This is a genomic window from Streptomyces sp. NPDC006551 (genome assembly GCF_040611675.1).
Classification (GTDB): domain Bacteria; phylum Actinomycetota; class Actinomycetes; order Streptomycetales; family Streptomycetaceae; genus Streptomyces.
This window is the reverse complement of record NZ_JBEXOT010000012.1, coordinates 13,816-29,615: the sequence shown is the minus strand read 5'-3', so window position 1 is coordinate 29,615 and position 15,800 is coordinate 13,816. Positions and strand designations below refer to the sequence as shown.

Genomic DNA, 15,800 nt, shown 5'->3' with positions numbered 1-15,800 from the left:
CTCAGCATCGGTATCCGCCGTCCTTCCATCCCGCGCGACGCTCCCAGCGGTTGCGGCAGGGGTTGGACCCGCCTCTGAGGTACATGTAACCGAAGCGGAATCCGTAGCGCATCCACTGCCGCTTGTGCCGACGCTCATGACGCATGAGGCTCGCCGAGACCCTCCTGTTCGACGTGAAGAACGTCGTGCCGAGCGTCGTGCCGCCCCGCGCGTGGAATCCGACGCCGCCCGAACAGACGCGCATTCCGTAACGGTAACGGCACTTGTAACCCATCCAACGGCTGGCGCCGGCGGTGAACACACCCACGGCGCGCGCCTCCTGACGTCGCTGCCAGCGGAGGTAGCGGCCGCCCCAGTTGGCGGCCTTCCTCCGCACATGCTTCCACCACCACGCCCGGCCGTCGAGGTCGTACTGGTTGACGGGGTCGCCGGGGTAGCCGTACGCGTTGGCGCCACCACCGTGAACCGGGTCGGCGGAGAGGAAGCGTCCGGTTTGCGGGTTGTAGAGGCGGACGCCCATCAGGACGAGGCCGGTGAGGGTCTCGCTGGAGCGCTGCTTGCCGCCGAGCCAGTTGTAGCGGACGGCGGGCTGGCCGGTGCGGGGGTTGCCGTACTCGTCGCTGTCCAGGACCAGGGGGGCGTCGGCCGCGTCCAGCGGAAGCTGGAGGGCGACGTCGCCGTGGATGTTGGTGAGCTGGAGCACGGTGTCGCCGCTCGCGCCGGTGGTGGCGGCGAGGTCGCCGGAGGCGGAGGTGACGTTGCGGCTGAGGGTGCCGTCGGTGGTGTCCTCGGTGATCCAGCGGGGGCTGTCGCCGTCCCCGGCGAAGTGGTTGACCTTGGCCGCGGTCTGAAACCAGGTGCCGTCGGTGTTCTCCTCCACGGTCCAGGAACGCAGGCGCCCGGTGGCGTCGAGCTGCCAGGTCTGGCGCTGGGCGCCGCTGGTCTGCTGGTGGACCAGGTCGTTGGCGTAGTAGCCGATCTGGCTGCCGGGCAGCGCGGTCGTGCGGCCGAAGGCGTCGTACACGTAGCCGGGCGCGATGAGCCGGTCGGCGCTGTCGTAGGTGTGGGTGGTGGTGGTTCCCTCGGTGGTGGGGCAGGCGGCGCCGGCGGCGCCTGCCGCGGTGGTCTGGGAGGTGCGGTTGGTGCGCTTGTCGAAGGCGTAGCCGCGCTTCGTGCACACGTCGCCGCTGGTGTCGGCGACACCCGTCAGGCGGCCGGTGGCGTCGTAGGTGTAGTTCTGCGCGGACCAGCCGGCGTGTTCGGTGACCTGGCCGTGGATGGATTCCTCGGCGGTGTCGGAGACGACGACCTGGCCGTCGCTGTCGCGGGTGTAGACGCGAGAGCGGGTGGCTCCTGTGGTGTCTTCCTCGACCTTGAGGGTGTACCCGCCGGGGAGCCTTTCGGTGACGACGGAGCCGTCGGCGTCGTAGGTGGCGGCGAACGCTCCGGCGACGGAGTCCGTGGTGGCGGTGGCCAGTCCGCGGGGCTCAGTGGCGGTGTCGTAGGTATAGGTGACGGTGGACGGTGCCGTGTCGGTGGTCTTGACCGGACGGTTCAGCAGGTCGTACTCGGTCGTGGTCACTCCGCCGTCGGCGTCGGTGTACGAGACGAGCCGGCCGAGCTTGTCGTACGTCTTCGTGATCGTCCCACCGGTCGGCGAGACGGTCTTGACGGCCTGGCCGGTGACCGGGTCGTACTCGGTCGTGGACTCCGGAACCGCCTGGCCGAGCCCGCCGGTCATGACGCTCTTGGTCTGGCGTCCGGCGTTGTCGTAGGTGTTGGTCGTGGTGCGGGTGACGCCGTTGGCGGCCTCGGTGACCTTGGCCGGGTTGTTCCACCAGTCGTACTCGGTGGTGGTGGTCGGCGTCTGGACCGGGTGGCTGCCGCCGCCGGTGATGGCGCCGGCCGGGCCGGTGGTGCACACCTGGTCGGCCCACTCCGGCCGTCCCTGGCAGGTGCCGGTGCCGGTCGCGGACCAGTACGTGGTCACCCGGGTCGCGGCGTCGGTGCCGGTGGCTCCCGGCGGCAGCTGCTTGGTGACGCGGCCCTGGTCGTCGTACTCGGTGGTGTCGGTGATCGCGAGACCGGCCGGGTCCTTGATGGTCTTGACCGGAAGGCCCTTGCTCCAGTCGTACACCGTCTGGGTCACCCGCGCGTCGGACATGGCCGTGGTGCCCAGGGCCTGGGCGCCAGTGGTGACCTTGGTGACCTGGTGCTCGACCCTGGCCGTGCCGTCGGTGGGACGACCGGCGTCGTACTCGTTGACCGTCCACGAACGGGCGGCGGCGGACGCGCCGGTGCCCGTCAGCGTGATACGGCGCAGCGGGCCGAACTCCTCCAGCTCACGGACGCCGGTCTTGTCGTAGACGGAGCGGGTGGAGAGCAGGTCGGCACGGTCCTGGGTGGACAGGCCTGCGATACCGAGTTGGGAGAGGGTGGCCCGGTCGGTCGCCGTGGCACCCAGGGCGAGAGCCCGGTTGCCTGCGGTCAGCTCACGCACCGCGTTGCCGTGGTGGTCGTACTCGGCGACCGAGATGTGTCCGCCGGGCGAAGCCGCGTTCACCTGACGCCCGGAGGCGTTGGTGTAGGTGAGAGAGGCCCGGCGGTAGTCACCCGCGCTCAGCTGGTCGCCCGAGTGCGCGGTGGGGACGGCGTCGGCCGGGAAGACAGCGGTCGCGTCCGCCGGGGCGTCGGTCTGACCCCACGCGCTCACCTCCGCAGGCCCCAGCTTGTACGGGGCGTTGTCGCCGGTCAGCGGCACGTCGTAGACGACGCTCGTGGACGCCGTACCCTCCGGCGTGCTGGTGGTGCCCTGCTTCAGACCGGAACGGTTGGCCTTCAAGAGCATGCCGTCACCGGCGGTGGCCGCGTTGCCCGCCTTGCCATAGGTGAACCACCACGGCAGCTCGCCGGCCGGGGTCAGGCCGGTGACCCGGCCCGCCGCGTCGTAGCCGTACGCGGTCATCGCGTCGTGGCCGATCCGCGGGTTCCAGGTCTCGCGCAGCCGCCCGGAGCCGTCGTACAGGTAGTTCTGCACCGGCTTGGACGTCGCCGCGGCAGCGCCGGGCTCGGTGGACCAGGCCCGGACCTCCTTGACCTGACCGGCCACGTCACCGAAGGCCGCGTCGGTCGCGGTGGTGGCGGTGGCGTAGACGAACTCCAGCGCTCGGCAGCCCTTCGTGGACGGCGTCGCCGTGCACGTGGTCGCGGAGGCGGCCGACGTCGGGGCGATGATCCGCTTGGGACGGGCCAGCTGCTTGCCGTCCACCGTCACGGTCTCGGAGATCACCGTGGTCGTCGACTGGGCGAGACCGTCCATGCTGCTGGACGCGACCTGCCACGAAACGGCGGCCGCGTCGGGCTTGGTGAAGACGGTGACCGTGCCCTCGGTGTCCTTCAGCGTGAACGAACCGGTCAGCGCGCCCGTGAGAGCCATGTCCTCGGCACCCGGCTCCGGCTTCCAGCCGCCACCGGTGGTGGCGGTGAAACCGAGCTCCTCGCCCTCGGAGTCGACCAGCGCGACCGAGGTGGCCGAGGTCTTCTTCAGATACGCCCAGTCCGACTCGGTGATCTCCGCAGTCGTGCCGGAGATCCACTGCGGCCCGAAGATCGGCGCCTGGCCGTCCTGCTTCGCCCCGCCGTCGGGGCGTCGCGACGACGCCGTGCGCGAGACGGAGAGCCCGAAGGCGGAAGCGTCGGTCTCGGAGAGGGTGTAGTCACCGGTCAGCAGGTTCACCGAACCCGGGCCGGCGTCCTCCGACGGCGCGGTACCCGCGTTCCGGTCCACCGTGATCGTGTTCACCGGGGAGTACGCCGAGGTGGTGCCGTCCGTGAACGCGGCACGGACCTCGATCGGGCCGTCCTCTGCCAGGGTTTCCGTGATGTTCCACGTCAGACCGGCAGGCTTGCCGTTCACCGTGGCCACCGGCCAGCCGGAGACCGCCGCGCCGTTCGCGGCCTGCCGTACGTCGGCGACGGGCACGTCCTTCCACGTGTCCGTCTCACCGCGGCGGTACTGGTAGGTCACTCCGGTGTAGGAGGAGTGGCCTTCCGCCGTCAGGCCCACCCGGCGTGCGGGGCGGTCGCCCTGCCCGGGCGTCAGGAGTGCCGCGCCCGAGCCGGCGTAGAAGACGTGGGATGTCTCGGCCGAGATGTTCCCGGCCGCGTCCTGGGTGCGGGCGGTCACGGTGTGCTTGCCCGCGGGGAACGACAGCGTCTTGGCGACGGCGGCCCCGGTGGTGGCGGCCGGTGTCCAGGCGCCGTCGTCCAGCTTGTACTCCACGGTCTTCACGTCGCTGGTGGGCGGGGTGAAGGTGAAGGAGCCGGAGAAGGAGCCGTTGGCGTCCGGGGTGCCGGACCAGGTGTTCGCCGGGAAGTCGGTCGAGGAGACGGTGGTCTTCGCGGGGGCGGTGGTGTCGACGGTGAACGTCTGCCACGCGGACCAGGTGCCGTTCCACGTCGTGCCGTCGTAGACCGCGGCACGCCACTTGTACGAGCCCGGGGCCAGCGCGCTCGTCGGTGTCCACGGCGCGTTCGCGCCCGAGGCGACGAACGCCGACTTGCCGGTCTGGAGCGCCGCGGTGCCGGTGGGCGTCCAGATCTCGTACGTGAGCTGGACGGTGTTGCCGTCCGCGTCGCTGGCCTTGCCGGTGATCGTCGGCGTGGTGTCGTTGGTCGCGCCGCCCGAGAGCGGGGAGACCGGCGTCGCCGCGCCCGGCTTGGTGTTGTACGTGACCGACAGGTACGGGGTGTTGGAGGCCGCGTTGCCGGAGTTGAACCGCTTCCACCCGTACGAGTCGGCCTCGTCCGTCGCCCGTATGCCCAGGGTGTTGGTGCCGTTGCCGTTGGCCGCCCAGGCGGCCGCCAGGCTGGTGATGTCCTGGTTGACCCAGCCGTCCGCGCACGAGGCGGAGTAGCCCTTCGTGGCCGTCGACGTCGCCCACTTCCTGTTCCAGCTGGGCTGTGCGGTCCACCGCGTGGCGGTCGAGGCCGAGCTGGTGTCCCACACCTCCCAGCTCCGGGCCGAGCAGGACCAGGAGTGGAAGTTCCACAGGTTCAGCTTCGCGCTCAGGATCTGCTTGCCCGTGATCGTCGACATCGGGAAGGCCAGGAACGAACGCGCCACCTGGCCCGAGCCGTTGTTGCCCAGCTTCAGCTCGGTCTGCGCCGACACGTCGGTCGCGTAACCCTGCTGGACGAAGGTGTCGAAGCTCGTCCCGATGTTGACCGCGGGGTCGACGGTGACGGGGTACTTCGTCGCCGGGTCGGCGAGGAACTTCGCGTCCGGCGCGAGCGTCAGGTCGACGGAGGTGCCGCGCTGCGTCACCTCCAGTCCGACGTCGGCCCGCCGGGTGTGCTCGCCGGACCGGGGGTCCACGGTCGCGTCCCACATCACGGGCGCGGGCAGTACGCCGACCTGCTTGCCCGACTTCGCGTCCAGGAAGGTCACCGAACGGTCCGCGTTGGCCCGGGCCTTGACGCCCTTGGCGTCCAGCGTCAGCGTGACCGAACCGTTCGCATCAACAGCGGAACGATTCTTCAGCTCCAGGAACTGCTCGAATCCCGTACGGGTCGACTCGATGATCAGGTCGGTGGCCGTCAGGGCGTCGGCGTAGCGTGCCGTGGTGCCCGACAATGTCGGCTCCGGCAGCGCGCCCCGCCACGACAGGGTCATCGCCCTGTCGGTGCCGGCCTGCAGCGTCACCAGCGGCACCGCCGCGGTCTTCGCCTCGCCCGCCGGTCCCGACGCCTTCACCTTCGCCGCCTGCGCCGTCGGGGTCTTCCCCGCCAGCCGCAGACCCAGCGGGTGGGCCTGAGCCGCCACCGCGCCCTGCGAGGTTTTCATCAGGTCGACGTCGATGTTCCGCCACTGGCCCGTCGCCCCGTCCCGGAAGCGGACCGGGCCCGAGGCCGGGTCGAGCGTCACGCTGCCGTCCGGGTTCGCCCACGTCGTCGACGACTCCGTACGCTCCGAGAGCGCCTCGACCCGCTTCCCCGACAGACGGGCCGCGACCTGAGCAGACGCCAGGTCCGCCGCCTCGGTCGCGAACGTCCGCGTCGTCGGCTCGGCAACGACCGGCGCCGCGCCCGCGTCCCGCGTCGAGACCGTCATGAGGGCCGTCTCGACGATCAACAGCCCCGCGACCGTCAGGGCGATGCGCGGAAGCGCACTCGCCCGCGGCCATATGGCCCCTCCACCCCCGTCGTAGGGGGTGACGTGATCGTTCATCCTTCGGTTCCTCCCCTTGGGCCGCCTCAGCGGCTCATACGGTGAGGAGCATAGAGAGAACGATCATTTCAGGAGCGACATTCACCTGAAGTCGTCGGGAACGGTCGCGTCCGCTCCAGGAAGGGCGCGAGCAGGCCCGGGACCGCCTCGGCGGCGAAGGTCAGACCCTCGCTCTCGGCGGCGTCGTACACGTCGTACGCGCCCGCGCCCGCCGCTGTCGTCGCGGTCAGTGTCAGGACACCGGCACGGCGCTGGAAGACGGACTGTCCGACGGTCCAACCGATGACGCCGCCCCGCTGGAGGGCGACGGTGGTGCGCCGGAGGGTGCCGGACCGGGTCACGAGGTAGTCGCCGGTGAGGCCGTGTCCTAGGTTGCGGTAGGCGTCCAGCGCGAGGAGCGCGCCGAGCGGGATCAGGACGAGGGCGCAGACCGCCGCCACGTACAGCAGTACGGGGGTGAGGGCGGCCCCCAGGACGGCGAGGACCGCGACCGGGGTGAGGGCGGTCCACAGCGCCCAGCGCAGGCGCCGGGTGCGGGCGGCGCGGGGGTGGGCCGTGAGCGGGGCGCCGGTGGGGGCCTCGGGCTCGCGCAGGACCTGGGCGGCGACCCGGTCGGCGACCGCGCGGGGCGCGGGCGGCAGCAGCGTCTTGTGGGCGGCGTGCTTGTCGTCGTCGTCCTTGACGAGGCCGGTGGCGACGGCGTCGACGCGGGCGGCGCGGCACACGCGTACCCCGAGCGGCTCGACGAGTTCGACGCCGCGCAGCCGCCGTTCCTCGATGGAGATGGAACGGCCGGTGAACAGTCCGCGGCGCACCCGCAGGGTGCCGCCCGGCTCGCGCTCCAGGCGGTAGTTCCACCACATCTCGACCCAGAGGCCGAGCGCGCCGACGGTTCCGGCGAGGGCGGCGAGCAGGACGAGGGCGACGACCGTCCAGAGGAGGGAGGTGTCCCGGAACCGGTCGCCCACCCACTCGATGACCTCGCCCTGGGCGCCGAACCACTGGCTGACCTGCATCACGACGCCGGCCGCGGCGCCGCCGAAGAGCGGGACGAGGAAGGAGACGGGGGCGTAGCGGATCCAGCGCGGGTCGAGGGCGGCCAGCGCGCCGTCATGCCGGCTGTCCTCGGCGTGCGGGACCCGGCGGTCGAGGAGTTCGCGGCGGAGCCGTTCGCCCTCGGCCCTGCTGACGGGGTCGAGTTCGAGGGTGGATTCGCCGCCGCCGGTGTTCTCACCGGTGCCGATGCGGACCTTGACGAGCCCGAGGACGCGCAGCAGGAGGTTGGCGGTGAGATCGACGCTGCGGATGCGTTCGCGGGCCAGCGAGCGTCGTTTGACCAGGAGGAGCCCGGTGTGGAGTTCGGCGCGCTCGGCACCGATGCGGTAACGGGTACGGCGCCAGCGGACGTAGTCGGCGGCCGAACCTCCGGCGATGAGCAGAGCGGCCCCGGCGAGCACCCAGCCGAGGGCCTGCCACAGCGGCATCGAGCCGGCCAGGCCGAGCACGGTGGGCAGTCCGGCGCCGCCGGCGACGCCCGCGAGGACGGCGGCGGTGACCAGGACCGTACGGCGGTCCAGGCGCCGCCACTCCTCGGCCGGGGTCGGCGGCGGTGTCATGTCGCGTCCCCGGGAGTGGCCTGGGTGATGTGCGTCAGCCGTTCGGCTAGTTCGGCGGCGAGCTCGTGGTCCAGGCCCTCGATCCGGATGGCGCCCTTGGAGGAGGCGGTCGTCACCGTCACCGTGGCGAGCCCGAACGCCTGCTCCAGCGGCCCGCGTACGGTGTCGACCGTCTGGATCCGGGACATGGGGGCGATCCGCCACTCCTGCCAGAAGGCTCCCGTACGGACGTAGACGGCGTCGTCGGTCACCTCCCAGCGGTGGACCCTGAACCACCAGATGGGGAGGAACGCGGTGCAGGCGAGGCCGATGGCCGCCACGATTCCGGCCGCGACCAGCAGCCAGAACCGGGCGGGCGTGACGAGGGCGCCGAGCACGCCCAGGACGACCACGGGCACGGCGGTGGTCACCAGCCACTGGGTCCGCCACCAGGTGACGGCCCGTTCGTTCAGTGGATTGTTCGGCGGCCGCAACCGCACCTCGGCCCGCTCCGCGTTCTCCCCCCTCATGGGATCAGCTGCGTCCGCGCAGGGAGCGGTAGGCCGCGACGAGGCCGGCGGTGGAGCCGTCGAGCCGCTCGCCGCCCTCGCCCCGGGTCAGGACCGGCTCGATCTTCTTGGCGAGGACCTTGCCGAGCTCGACGCCCCACTGGTCGAAGGAGTCGATGTTCCAGATCGCGCCCTGGACGAACACCTTGTGCTCGTACAGCGCGATGAGCTGGCCGAGGACGGAGGGGGTGAGCGCCTTGGCGAGGATCGTGGTCGTGGGGTGGTTGCCCTGGAAGGTCTTGTGCGGGACCAGCTCATCGGCCACGCCCTCGGCCCGTACCTCGTCGGGGGTCTTGCCGAAGGCCAGCGCCTGGGTCTGGGCGAAGAAGTTGGCCATCAGCAGGTCGTGCTGGGGGACCAGGCCCGGCAGCAGGTCGGCGACGGGCTCGGCGAAGCCGATGAAGTCGGCCGGGACGACCTTGGTGCCCTGGTGGATCAACTGGTAGTAGGCGTGCTGGCCGTTGGTGCCCGGGGTGCCCCAGACGACAGGTCCGGTCTGCCAGTCGACGGGCTTGCCGTCCCGGTCGACCGACTTGCCGTTGGACTCCATGTCGAGCTGCTGGAGGTACGCGGTGAACTTCGACAGGTAGTGCGAGTACGGCAGGACGGCGTGCGACTGGGCGTCGAAGAAGGCGCCGTACCAGACGCCGAGGAGACCGAGCAGCAGCGGCGCGTTCTCCTCGGCGGGGGCGGTGCGGAAGTGCTCGTCGACGAGGTGGAAGCCGTCGAGCATCTCGCGGAAGCGGTCCGGGCCGATGGCGATCATCAGGGAGAGGCCGATGGCGGAGTCGTAGGAGTAGCGGCCGCCGACCCAGTCCCAGAACTCGAACATGTTGGCCGTGTCGATGCCGAACTCCTCGACCTTCTCGGCGTTGGTCGACAGGGCCACGAAGTGCTTCGCGACGGCGTCCTGGCCGGCCCGCAGCTCGGTGAGGAGCCAGTCGCGCGCGGAGGTGGCGTTGGTGATCGTCTCGATGGTGGTGAAGGTCTTCGAGGCGACGATGAAGAGCGTCTCGGCCGGGTCGAGGTCGCGGACGGCCTCGTGGAGGTCGGCGCCGTCGACGTTGGAGACGAAACGGAACGTCAGGTCCCGCTGGGTGTAGGAGCGCAGGACCTCGTAGGCCATGGCCGGGCCGAGGTCGGAGCCGCCGATGCCGATGTTCACGATGTTCTTGATCGGCCTGCCGGTGTGGCCGGTCCACTCGCCCGCGCGGACCTTGTCGGCGAAGGCGCTCATCCTGTCGAGGACGGCGTGGACGGCCGGGACGACGTTCTCGCCGTCGACCTCGATCACCGCCTCGCGGGGGGCGCGCAAGGCGGTGTGCAGCACCGCCCGGTCCTCGGTGGTGTTGATCTTCTCGCCGCGGAACATGGCGTCGCGGAGCCCGGCCACCCCGGTCGCGGCGGCCAGCTCGCGCAGCAGCGCCAGCGTCTCGTCGGTCACCAGGTGCTTGGAGTAGTCCAGATACAGGTCACCGACCCGCAGGGTGTATGCGCTGCCTCGGTCGGCGTCGGCCGCGAACAGCTCCCGCAGATGGGTGTCGCCCAGCTGCTCACGGTGCTTGCCGAGGGCCGCCCACTCGGGCAGCTGGTTGAGCCTCACACGGCCTTCGGTAGTCATCTCGGACATCGCCCACTTCTTCTCGTACTGCCTGCTTGCCCCGCTGCCACTCCAACCTAATTGATCAGGCGTCCCGAGGGGGCAACGGCTCAGTGGCCGCCGCGGTGCAGGCGGCCCGCGTAGTGGGCCTCCAGGGCCGCGTTCCGCTCGTGACCGCCCGGCAGGTTGGCCGAGACGTAGACGGGCGGCCGGTGCCCCTCGGCGAGGAGCAGGGCGACGGCCTCGGCCACCACCATCTGGACGAGGAGCGAGGAGGTGAGGGTGGAGATGCCGCAGAGGGCTCCGCCGTCGGGCAGCGGGAGCAGGGCGTCACCGGTGGGGGCGCGGTTGTCGAGGACGGCGTCGGCGAGGTCGGCGAGCCGCTTGCCGCTCGGGTGGAGCGCGGGGACGGCGTGGGTGTGTTCCAGCGAGGTGAGGGCGACGAGTCGGTGGCCGGCCCCGGTGACCTTCAGTGCCAGGTCGACGATGGAGTTGTTGACGCCGGAGTTGGAGATGATCACGAACAGGTCCTGCGGGCGGGGCGTGGCGAGGGCGTAGAGCCGTTCGGCCAGGCCCGGGGAGCGTTCGAGGAGCGGATCGGCGAGGACGGCCGGGTCCTCGCCGCCGCGCAGCACGAGGTCGGCCAGGGAGATACGGCTGGTGGGGACGAGTCCCCCGGCGCGGCCGGCGATCTCCAGGGCGGCGGCCTGGGAGTGTCCGGTGCCGAAGGCGTGGATCACGCCGTCGGCGGCGACGCAGTCGGCGAAGAGCCGGGCGGCCGCGGCGACGGAGTCCTTGTTGCCGGCGACGGCCCGCTCGACGGCCTCGCGGGCGTGGTCGGCGAACAGCGCGGCGCCGAGGGGGCGTTGGGACATGAGAGAGCCTCCGCTGGCTCGGTGAACCCATCCAGGACGACTGACCCGAATCAATGAACCAGCGTCGGTGAACCCCGTCAAGAGCACCCCCCACCCCCACCTCGTACGCCGTTTCAGCGCGGAAGCCGCGCCAGCGCCACCGCGCCCGTGAGGCCGTCCGGGGTGGGGCTCGGGGCGAGGCCCAACGGTGCGACCCGCGCGGTGAGTCGGGGCAGCAGCGGCCCGGCGGGGCCGATCAGGGCGCCCGTGGTGACCAGCGGCTCTCCTGGGCGCGGCGCCAACGCGCGTACGGTCGCGGCGAGTTCGTCCGCCGCACGGTCGAGCAGCCGCCGGGCCACCGCGTCCCCGGCCCGTTCGGCGTCCACCACGAGAGGGCTCAGCGCCGCGAGCCGCACCGGATGGCCCGCGTACGCGTACCGGACGATGTCCTCCCTGCGGAGCCCGCCGCACCGCTCCCCCACCGGCCCGGCGAGGACAGTGGCCGGTCCCCGTCCGTCCAGGGAGCGCAGCACGGCCCGCAGCGCCTCGCGCCCGAGCCAGAAGCCGCTGCCCGCGTCGCCGAGCAGCCAGCCGTCGCCGTCCACGGCGCGCGCGGCCCTGCGCCGCTCCACGCGCGCGGCGACGGCGCCCGTACCGGCGATCAGGACGAGCCCGTCCGCCGGGGTCCCGGGCGCCGAGGCGAAGGCGACGTCCACGTCCCCGCAGACCTCGACGCGGGCCGGGGCGGCGCCGACCGCTGCCAGCGCGCCGGCCAGCGCCGTGCGCGCGTTCTCGTGGCCCCCGCCCGGGCCGCCGCCCGCGAAGCCCGCCACCACGGCACGGACGGCACCGCCCCGCCCGTCCCGGACGGCGCCGGTCAGGGCCGCCGCCAGATTCCGTACGAGTCCGTCGCGCGGGACGCTCAGCGCGTTGCCCGGGCCGCCCGTTCCCTCCCCGAGGGTCTCGCCGGTCGAGGCGACGGCGAGCCGCGCCCGGATCCGCGTTCCGCCCGCGTCGATGCCGACGACGAGCTCCGCCTCCGTCTGAATCCCGGATTCGCTCATCAGCCCGCATGGTGGTTGATAGATTCACGCCGCGACAAGACCCCCGACATCCCCGGACAGGAGTGAGGCCGTCGTGATCACCGCACTGATCCGCTCCGAGCTGCCCCGCATGTCCGGTTCCCTGCGCAAGGTCGGCGCCTGGGTGCTGGAGGACCCCCGGCGGGTCGCTGGCGTCTCCGCCGCCGAACTGGGCCGGCGCACCGGTACCTCCCAGGCCACCGTGACCCGCTTCTGCCAGGCCCTCGGCCTCGACTCGTACCAGCGGCTGCTGCTCGCCCTCGCCCAGGAGCAGGGCGAGAACGACCGTTCCGGCGACGTCCTCCCCCTCGGTCCCGACATCGGCCCCGACGACCCGCTCGACCAGGTCGTCGCCGCCGTCGCCCGGGCCGATCTGCAGGCCCTGCGCCGGACCGCCGAGCGGCTGGACCTCGACGCCCTCGAACGGGCCGCGCGGACCCTGGCCAAGGCGCGCCGTATCGACGTCTACGGCGTGGGAGCCTCCGGTGTGGTGGCCCTGGAGACCGAGGCACGGCTCTTCGGCATAGGCTGCGACGCCCGCGGCTGGACGGAGGTGCACGCGGCGGAGACCTCCGCCGCCCTGCTGACGCCCGCCGACGCGGTCGTGGCGCTCTCCCACTCCGGGGCCACCCGCGAGGTGCTCGCCCCGCTGCGGCTCGCGGTCGAGCGGGGGGCCGCCACCATCGCCGTCACCGGCGATCCCCGCTCCCCCGTCGCCCGGGCCGCCGGTCTCCATCTCACCTCGACCTCGGCCGAGACCGGCTTCCGGCGCGGCGGTTTCGGGACCCGCCACTCGGTGCTGCTGATCCTGGACTGCCTCTACGCGCGCGTGGCGCAGCTGTCCTACCGGCGGGCGACGGCGGCTATGGCGCTGACCGCCCATATCGCCGACAGCCACCGCTGATCCGGCGAAACCGACGCGAACGGGCCCTGCCCGCGAACCGAGTTCGCGGGCAGGGCCCGTTCGTCACACCTTCACACCACGCTCAGATCTCGCCGCGCAGTTTGGCGAGCGCCTCGGCGAGGATCGCCTCGCCGTCCGCGTCGCTGCGCCGCTCGCGCACATACGCGAGATGCGTCTTGTACGGCTCGGTGCGCGGCGGATCCGGCGGATTGTCCCGGTCCTGACCGGCCGGGAAACCGCAGCGCGGGCAGTCCCACGTCTCCGGAACCTGTGCGTCACTGGCGAAGCTCGGCTGCGTCTCGTGCCCGTTCGAGCACCAGAAGGAGATGCGGAGGCGCGGTGCCGACTCGCCCCGCTCGGCCTCCCCCATCGGCCCCGCTCCGACCCGGCTTCCCCGGATCGCGTTGCCACTTGCCACGGTCGTAACTCCCTGCGTGATGGTGCTCGAAGATGCCCCAGTCTACGTAAGGCCCAACGCGCGTCCAGTGATTGGAGTTACACAGAACCCCGCAACGCCGGAACGAGCGTTCAGCCGTTCACCTTCATCAGAAGTGCAAGTACGACAATGCACGCGAACCACAGGAGACCGACCACGACGGTGATCCGGTCCAGGTTGCGCTCGGCGACCGAGGAGCCGCCGACGGAGGACTGCATACCTCCACCGAACATGTCGGAGAGGCCGCCGCCCTTCCCCTTGTGCATCAGCACGAGCAGCATCAGCAGCGCGCTGAAGACGATCAGGGCGATCGAGAACCCCATAACCACGGCTGGACCCTACTTCCTGGCAATTCTCGGAAAAGTGCGAACGACGGGGGCCGACAGGCTCACACAGCCTGCTCGGCCCCCGCAAGGGTACGACGGATCGCCGCTACCGCATACTCACTGGTCGCGGAAGCGGACGATCTTGACGAACTCGTCCGCGTCCAGCGCCGCGCCGCCCACCAGGGCGCCGTCGACGTCGGGCTGCGCCATGATCGCGGCCACGTTCCCGGACTTCACCGAGCCGCCGTACTGGATGCGGACCTTGTCGGCCAGCTCCTGCGAGTACAGCTCCGCGAGACGGCCGCGGATCGCCCCGCAGACCTCCTGCGCGTCCTCCGGGGTGGCCACCTCACCGGTGCCGATGGCCCACACCGGCTCGTAGGCGATCACGATGGACTCGGCCTGCTCGGCCGGGACGTCCTTCAGACCGCCGTCGATCTGGGCCAGGGTGTGCTGGACCTGCCGGCCCGCCTTGCGGACGTCCAGGCCCTCGCCGACGCAGAGGATCGGGGTCAGGCCGTGCTTGTACGCGGCCTTCACCTTGGCGTTGCAGATCTCGTCCGACTCGGCGTGGTACTGGCGGCGCTCGGAGTGGCCCACGGCGACGTAGGAGCACTTCAGCTTGGACAGCATCGCGCCCGAGATCTCACCGGTGTAGGCACCGGAGTCGTGCGCGGAGATGTCCTGGGCGCCGTACTTGATCTTGAGCTTGTCGCCGTCGACCAGGGTCTGCACGGACCGCAGGTCGGTGAAGGGCGCCAGGACGGCGACCTCGACGGCGTCGTAGTCCTTGTCGGCGAGCGCGAAGGCGAGCTTCTGGACGTGCGCGATGGCCTCGAGGTGGTTGAGGTTCATCTTCCAGTTGCCCGCCATCAGCGGGGTACGCGAACTCACTTTTTCTCAGTCCTCCAGAGCGGCGAGGCCGGGGAGCGTCTTGCCCTCGAGGTACTCGAGGCTGGCGCCACCACCGGTGGAAATGTGGCCGAAGGCGTTCTCGTCGAAGCCCAGGATCCGGACGGCGGCGGCGCTGTCGCCACCACCGACGACGGTGTAGGCGCTGCTGTCGAGCAGGGCCCGCGCGATGGCGGTGGTGCCACCGGCGTAGTCGGGGTGCTCGAAGACGCCCACCGGACCGTTCCAGAAGACGGTCTCGGCGTCGGCGATCTTCGACGCGTACAGCTCGCGCGTCTTCGGGCCGATGTCGAGGCCCTCCTTGGTCGACGGGATCTTGTCCGCGTCGACGGTCTCGAAGTCGGCCGGGGCCTTGGTCTTCAGGTCCGGGAACTCCGAGGACACCAGCACGTCGACGGGGAGGACGAGCTCGACGCCGTTCTCCTCGGCCCGCTTCATGTACTCCTTGACGACGTCCACCTGGTCCTTCTGGAGCAGGGAGATGCCGACCTCGTAGCCCTTGGCGTAGAGGAAGGTGTACGCCATGCCGCCGCCGATCAGGAGACGGTCGGCCTTGCCGAGCAGCTCGTCGATGACGGCGAGCTTGTCGGAGACCTTGGCGCCGCCCAGGACGACGACGTACGGGCGCTTGACGTCCGAGGTCAGCTTCTTCAGGACGCCGACCTCGGTGGCGATGAGGTGGCCGGCGGCGTGCGGAAGGCGGGCCGGGAGGTCGAAGACCGAGGCGTGCTTGCGGTGCACGGCGCCGAAGCCGTCACCGACGTAGACGTCGGCGAGGGCGGCGAGGCGGTCCGCGAAGGCGCCGCGCTCGGCGTCGTCCTTGGACGTCTCACCGGCGTTGAAGCGGAGGTTCTCGATGACGGCCACCCGGCCGTCGGCGAGGCCCGCCACGGTGGAGGTGGCGGAGTCGCCGACCGTGTCGGTCGCGAACGCCACGTCGGCACCGAGGAGCTCGCCCAGGCGCGCGGCGGCCGGGGCGAGGGAGAACGCCGGGTCCGGGGCGCCCTTGGGGCGGCCCAGGTGCGAGGCGACCACGACCCGGGCACCGGCCGCGGCGAGCGCCTCGACCGTGGGGAGGACGGCGCGGATCCGGCCGTCGTCGGTGATGGTGGTGCCGTCCAGCGGCACGTTGAGGTCGGCGCGGACGAATACCCGCTTGCCGGCGACGCCTTCGGCGAGAAGCTCGTCGATCGTCTTCATCTCTTACTGACTCCTAGGAACGCGGTGGAGCACACGAGACAGGGCTCGTACAGCGCGACGTTACGCTGTCCGAGCCCTGCGCTCACATCAAGG

At 71.5% G+C, this 15,800-nt stretch carries 11 protein-coding genes; 1 reads left to right on the top strand and 10 read right to left on the bottom strand.

Annotated features, from left to right (window positions below):
* Position 1 precedes the first annotated feature (1 nt).
* The 6 genes from ABZY12_RS14515 to ABZY12_RS14490 form a co-directional block, all read right to left on the bottom strand.
* On the bottom strand, positions 2-6,229 hold the full coding sequence (locus tag ABZY12_RS14515; protein ID WP_356889976.1) for a DNRLRE domain-containing protein: 6,228 nt from the start codon (positions 6,227-6,229) through the stop codon (positions 2-4).
* Between the two features lie 68 nt (positions 6,230-6,297).
* The gene (locus ABZY12_RS14510) at positions 6,298-7,845 is read right to left on the bottom strand and encodes a PH domain-containing protein (protein ID WP_356889974.1); all 1,548 of its coding nucleotides are present in this window, start codon (positions 7,843-7,845) and stop codon (positions 6,298-6,300) included.
* Positions 7,842-8,354 carry a PH domain-containing protein gene (locus tag ABZY12_RS14505; protein WP_356889972.1) on the bottom strand — a complete coding sequence of 171 codons (513 nt, stop codon included), beginning with the start codon at positions 8,352-8,354 and terminating at the stop codon, positions 7,842-7,844. The genes ABZY12_RS14510 and ABZY12_RS14505 overlap by 4 nt, the downstream gene beginning before the upstream one ends.
* A 4-nt stretch (positions 8,355-8,358) precedes the next feature.
* Positions 8,359-10,014, bottom strand: a complete 1,656-nt coding sequence (pgi, locus tag ABZY12_RS14500) for a glucose-6-phosphate isomerase (RefSeq protein ID WP_356890213.1) — start codon at positions 10,012-10,014, stop codon at positions 8,359-8,361.
* 89 nt (positions 10,015-10,103) lie between these two features.
* The gene (locus ABZY12_RS14495) at positions 10,104-10,868 is read right to left on the bottom strand and encodes an SIS domain-containing protein (RefSeq protein WP_356889970.1); all 765 of its coding nucleotides are present in this window, start codon (positions 10,866-10,868) and stop codon (positions 10,104-10,106) included.
* A gap of 113 nt (positions 10,869-10,981) precedes the next feature.
* Positions 10,982-11,911 (bottom strand): BadF/BadG/BcrA/BcrD ATPase family protein, encoded by a 930-nt coding sequence (locus tag ABZY12_RS14490; RefSeq protein ID WP_356889968.1) that lies wholly within the window; start codon positions 11,909-11,911, stop codon positions 10,982-10,984.
* A gap of 73 nt (positions 11,912-11,984) precedes the next feature.
* Here ABZY12_RS14490 and ABZY12_RS14485 point away from each other — a divergent pair, with 73 nt between their 5' ends.
* Complete coding sequence (locus ABZY12_RS14485; RefSeq protein ID WP_356889966.1) at positions 11,985-12,833, top strand: MurR/RpiR family transcriptional regulator; 849 nt, start codon at positions 11,985-11,987, stop codon at positions 12,831-12,833.
* Between the two features lie 82 nt (positions 12,834-12,915).
* Here the strand turns inward: ABZY12_RS14485 and ABZY12_RS14480 are convergent, their stop codons facing one another.
* From ABZY12_RS14480 to ABZY12_RS14465, 4 genes are all read right to left on the bottom strand, one after another.
* Entirely contained in the window at positions 12,916-13,251 is a 336-nt protein-coding gene (locus ABZY12_RS14480; RefSeq protein WP_003976875.1) for an RNA polymerase-binding protein RbpA, read from the bottom strand.
* 110 nt (positions 13,252-13,361) lie between these two features.
* On the bottom strand, positions 13,362-13,592 hold the full coding sequence (gene secG, locus ABZY12_RS14475; RefSeq protein ID WP_356890211.1) for a preprotein translocase subunit SecG: 231 nt from the start codon (positions 13,590-13,592) through the stop codon (positions 13,362-13,364).
* Between the two features lie 120 nt (positions 13,593-13,712).
* The gene (tpiA, locus tag ABZY12_RS14470) at positions 13,713-14,489 is read right to left on the bottom strand and encodes a triose-phosphate isomerase (RefSeq protein ID WP_356889964.1); all 777 of its coding nucleotides are present in this window, start codon (positions 14,487-14,489) and stop codon (positions 13,713-13,715) included.
* A 6-nt stretch (positions 14,490-14,495) separates the two neighbouring features.
* Entirely contained in the window at positions 14,496-15,707 is a 1,212-nt protein-coding gene (locus tag ABZY12_RS14465) for a phosphoglycerate kinase (RefSeq protein WP_356889962.1), read from the bottom strand.
* Positions 15,708-15,800 lie beyond the last annotated feature (93 nt).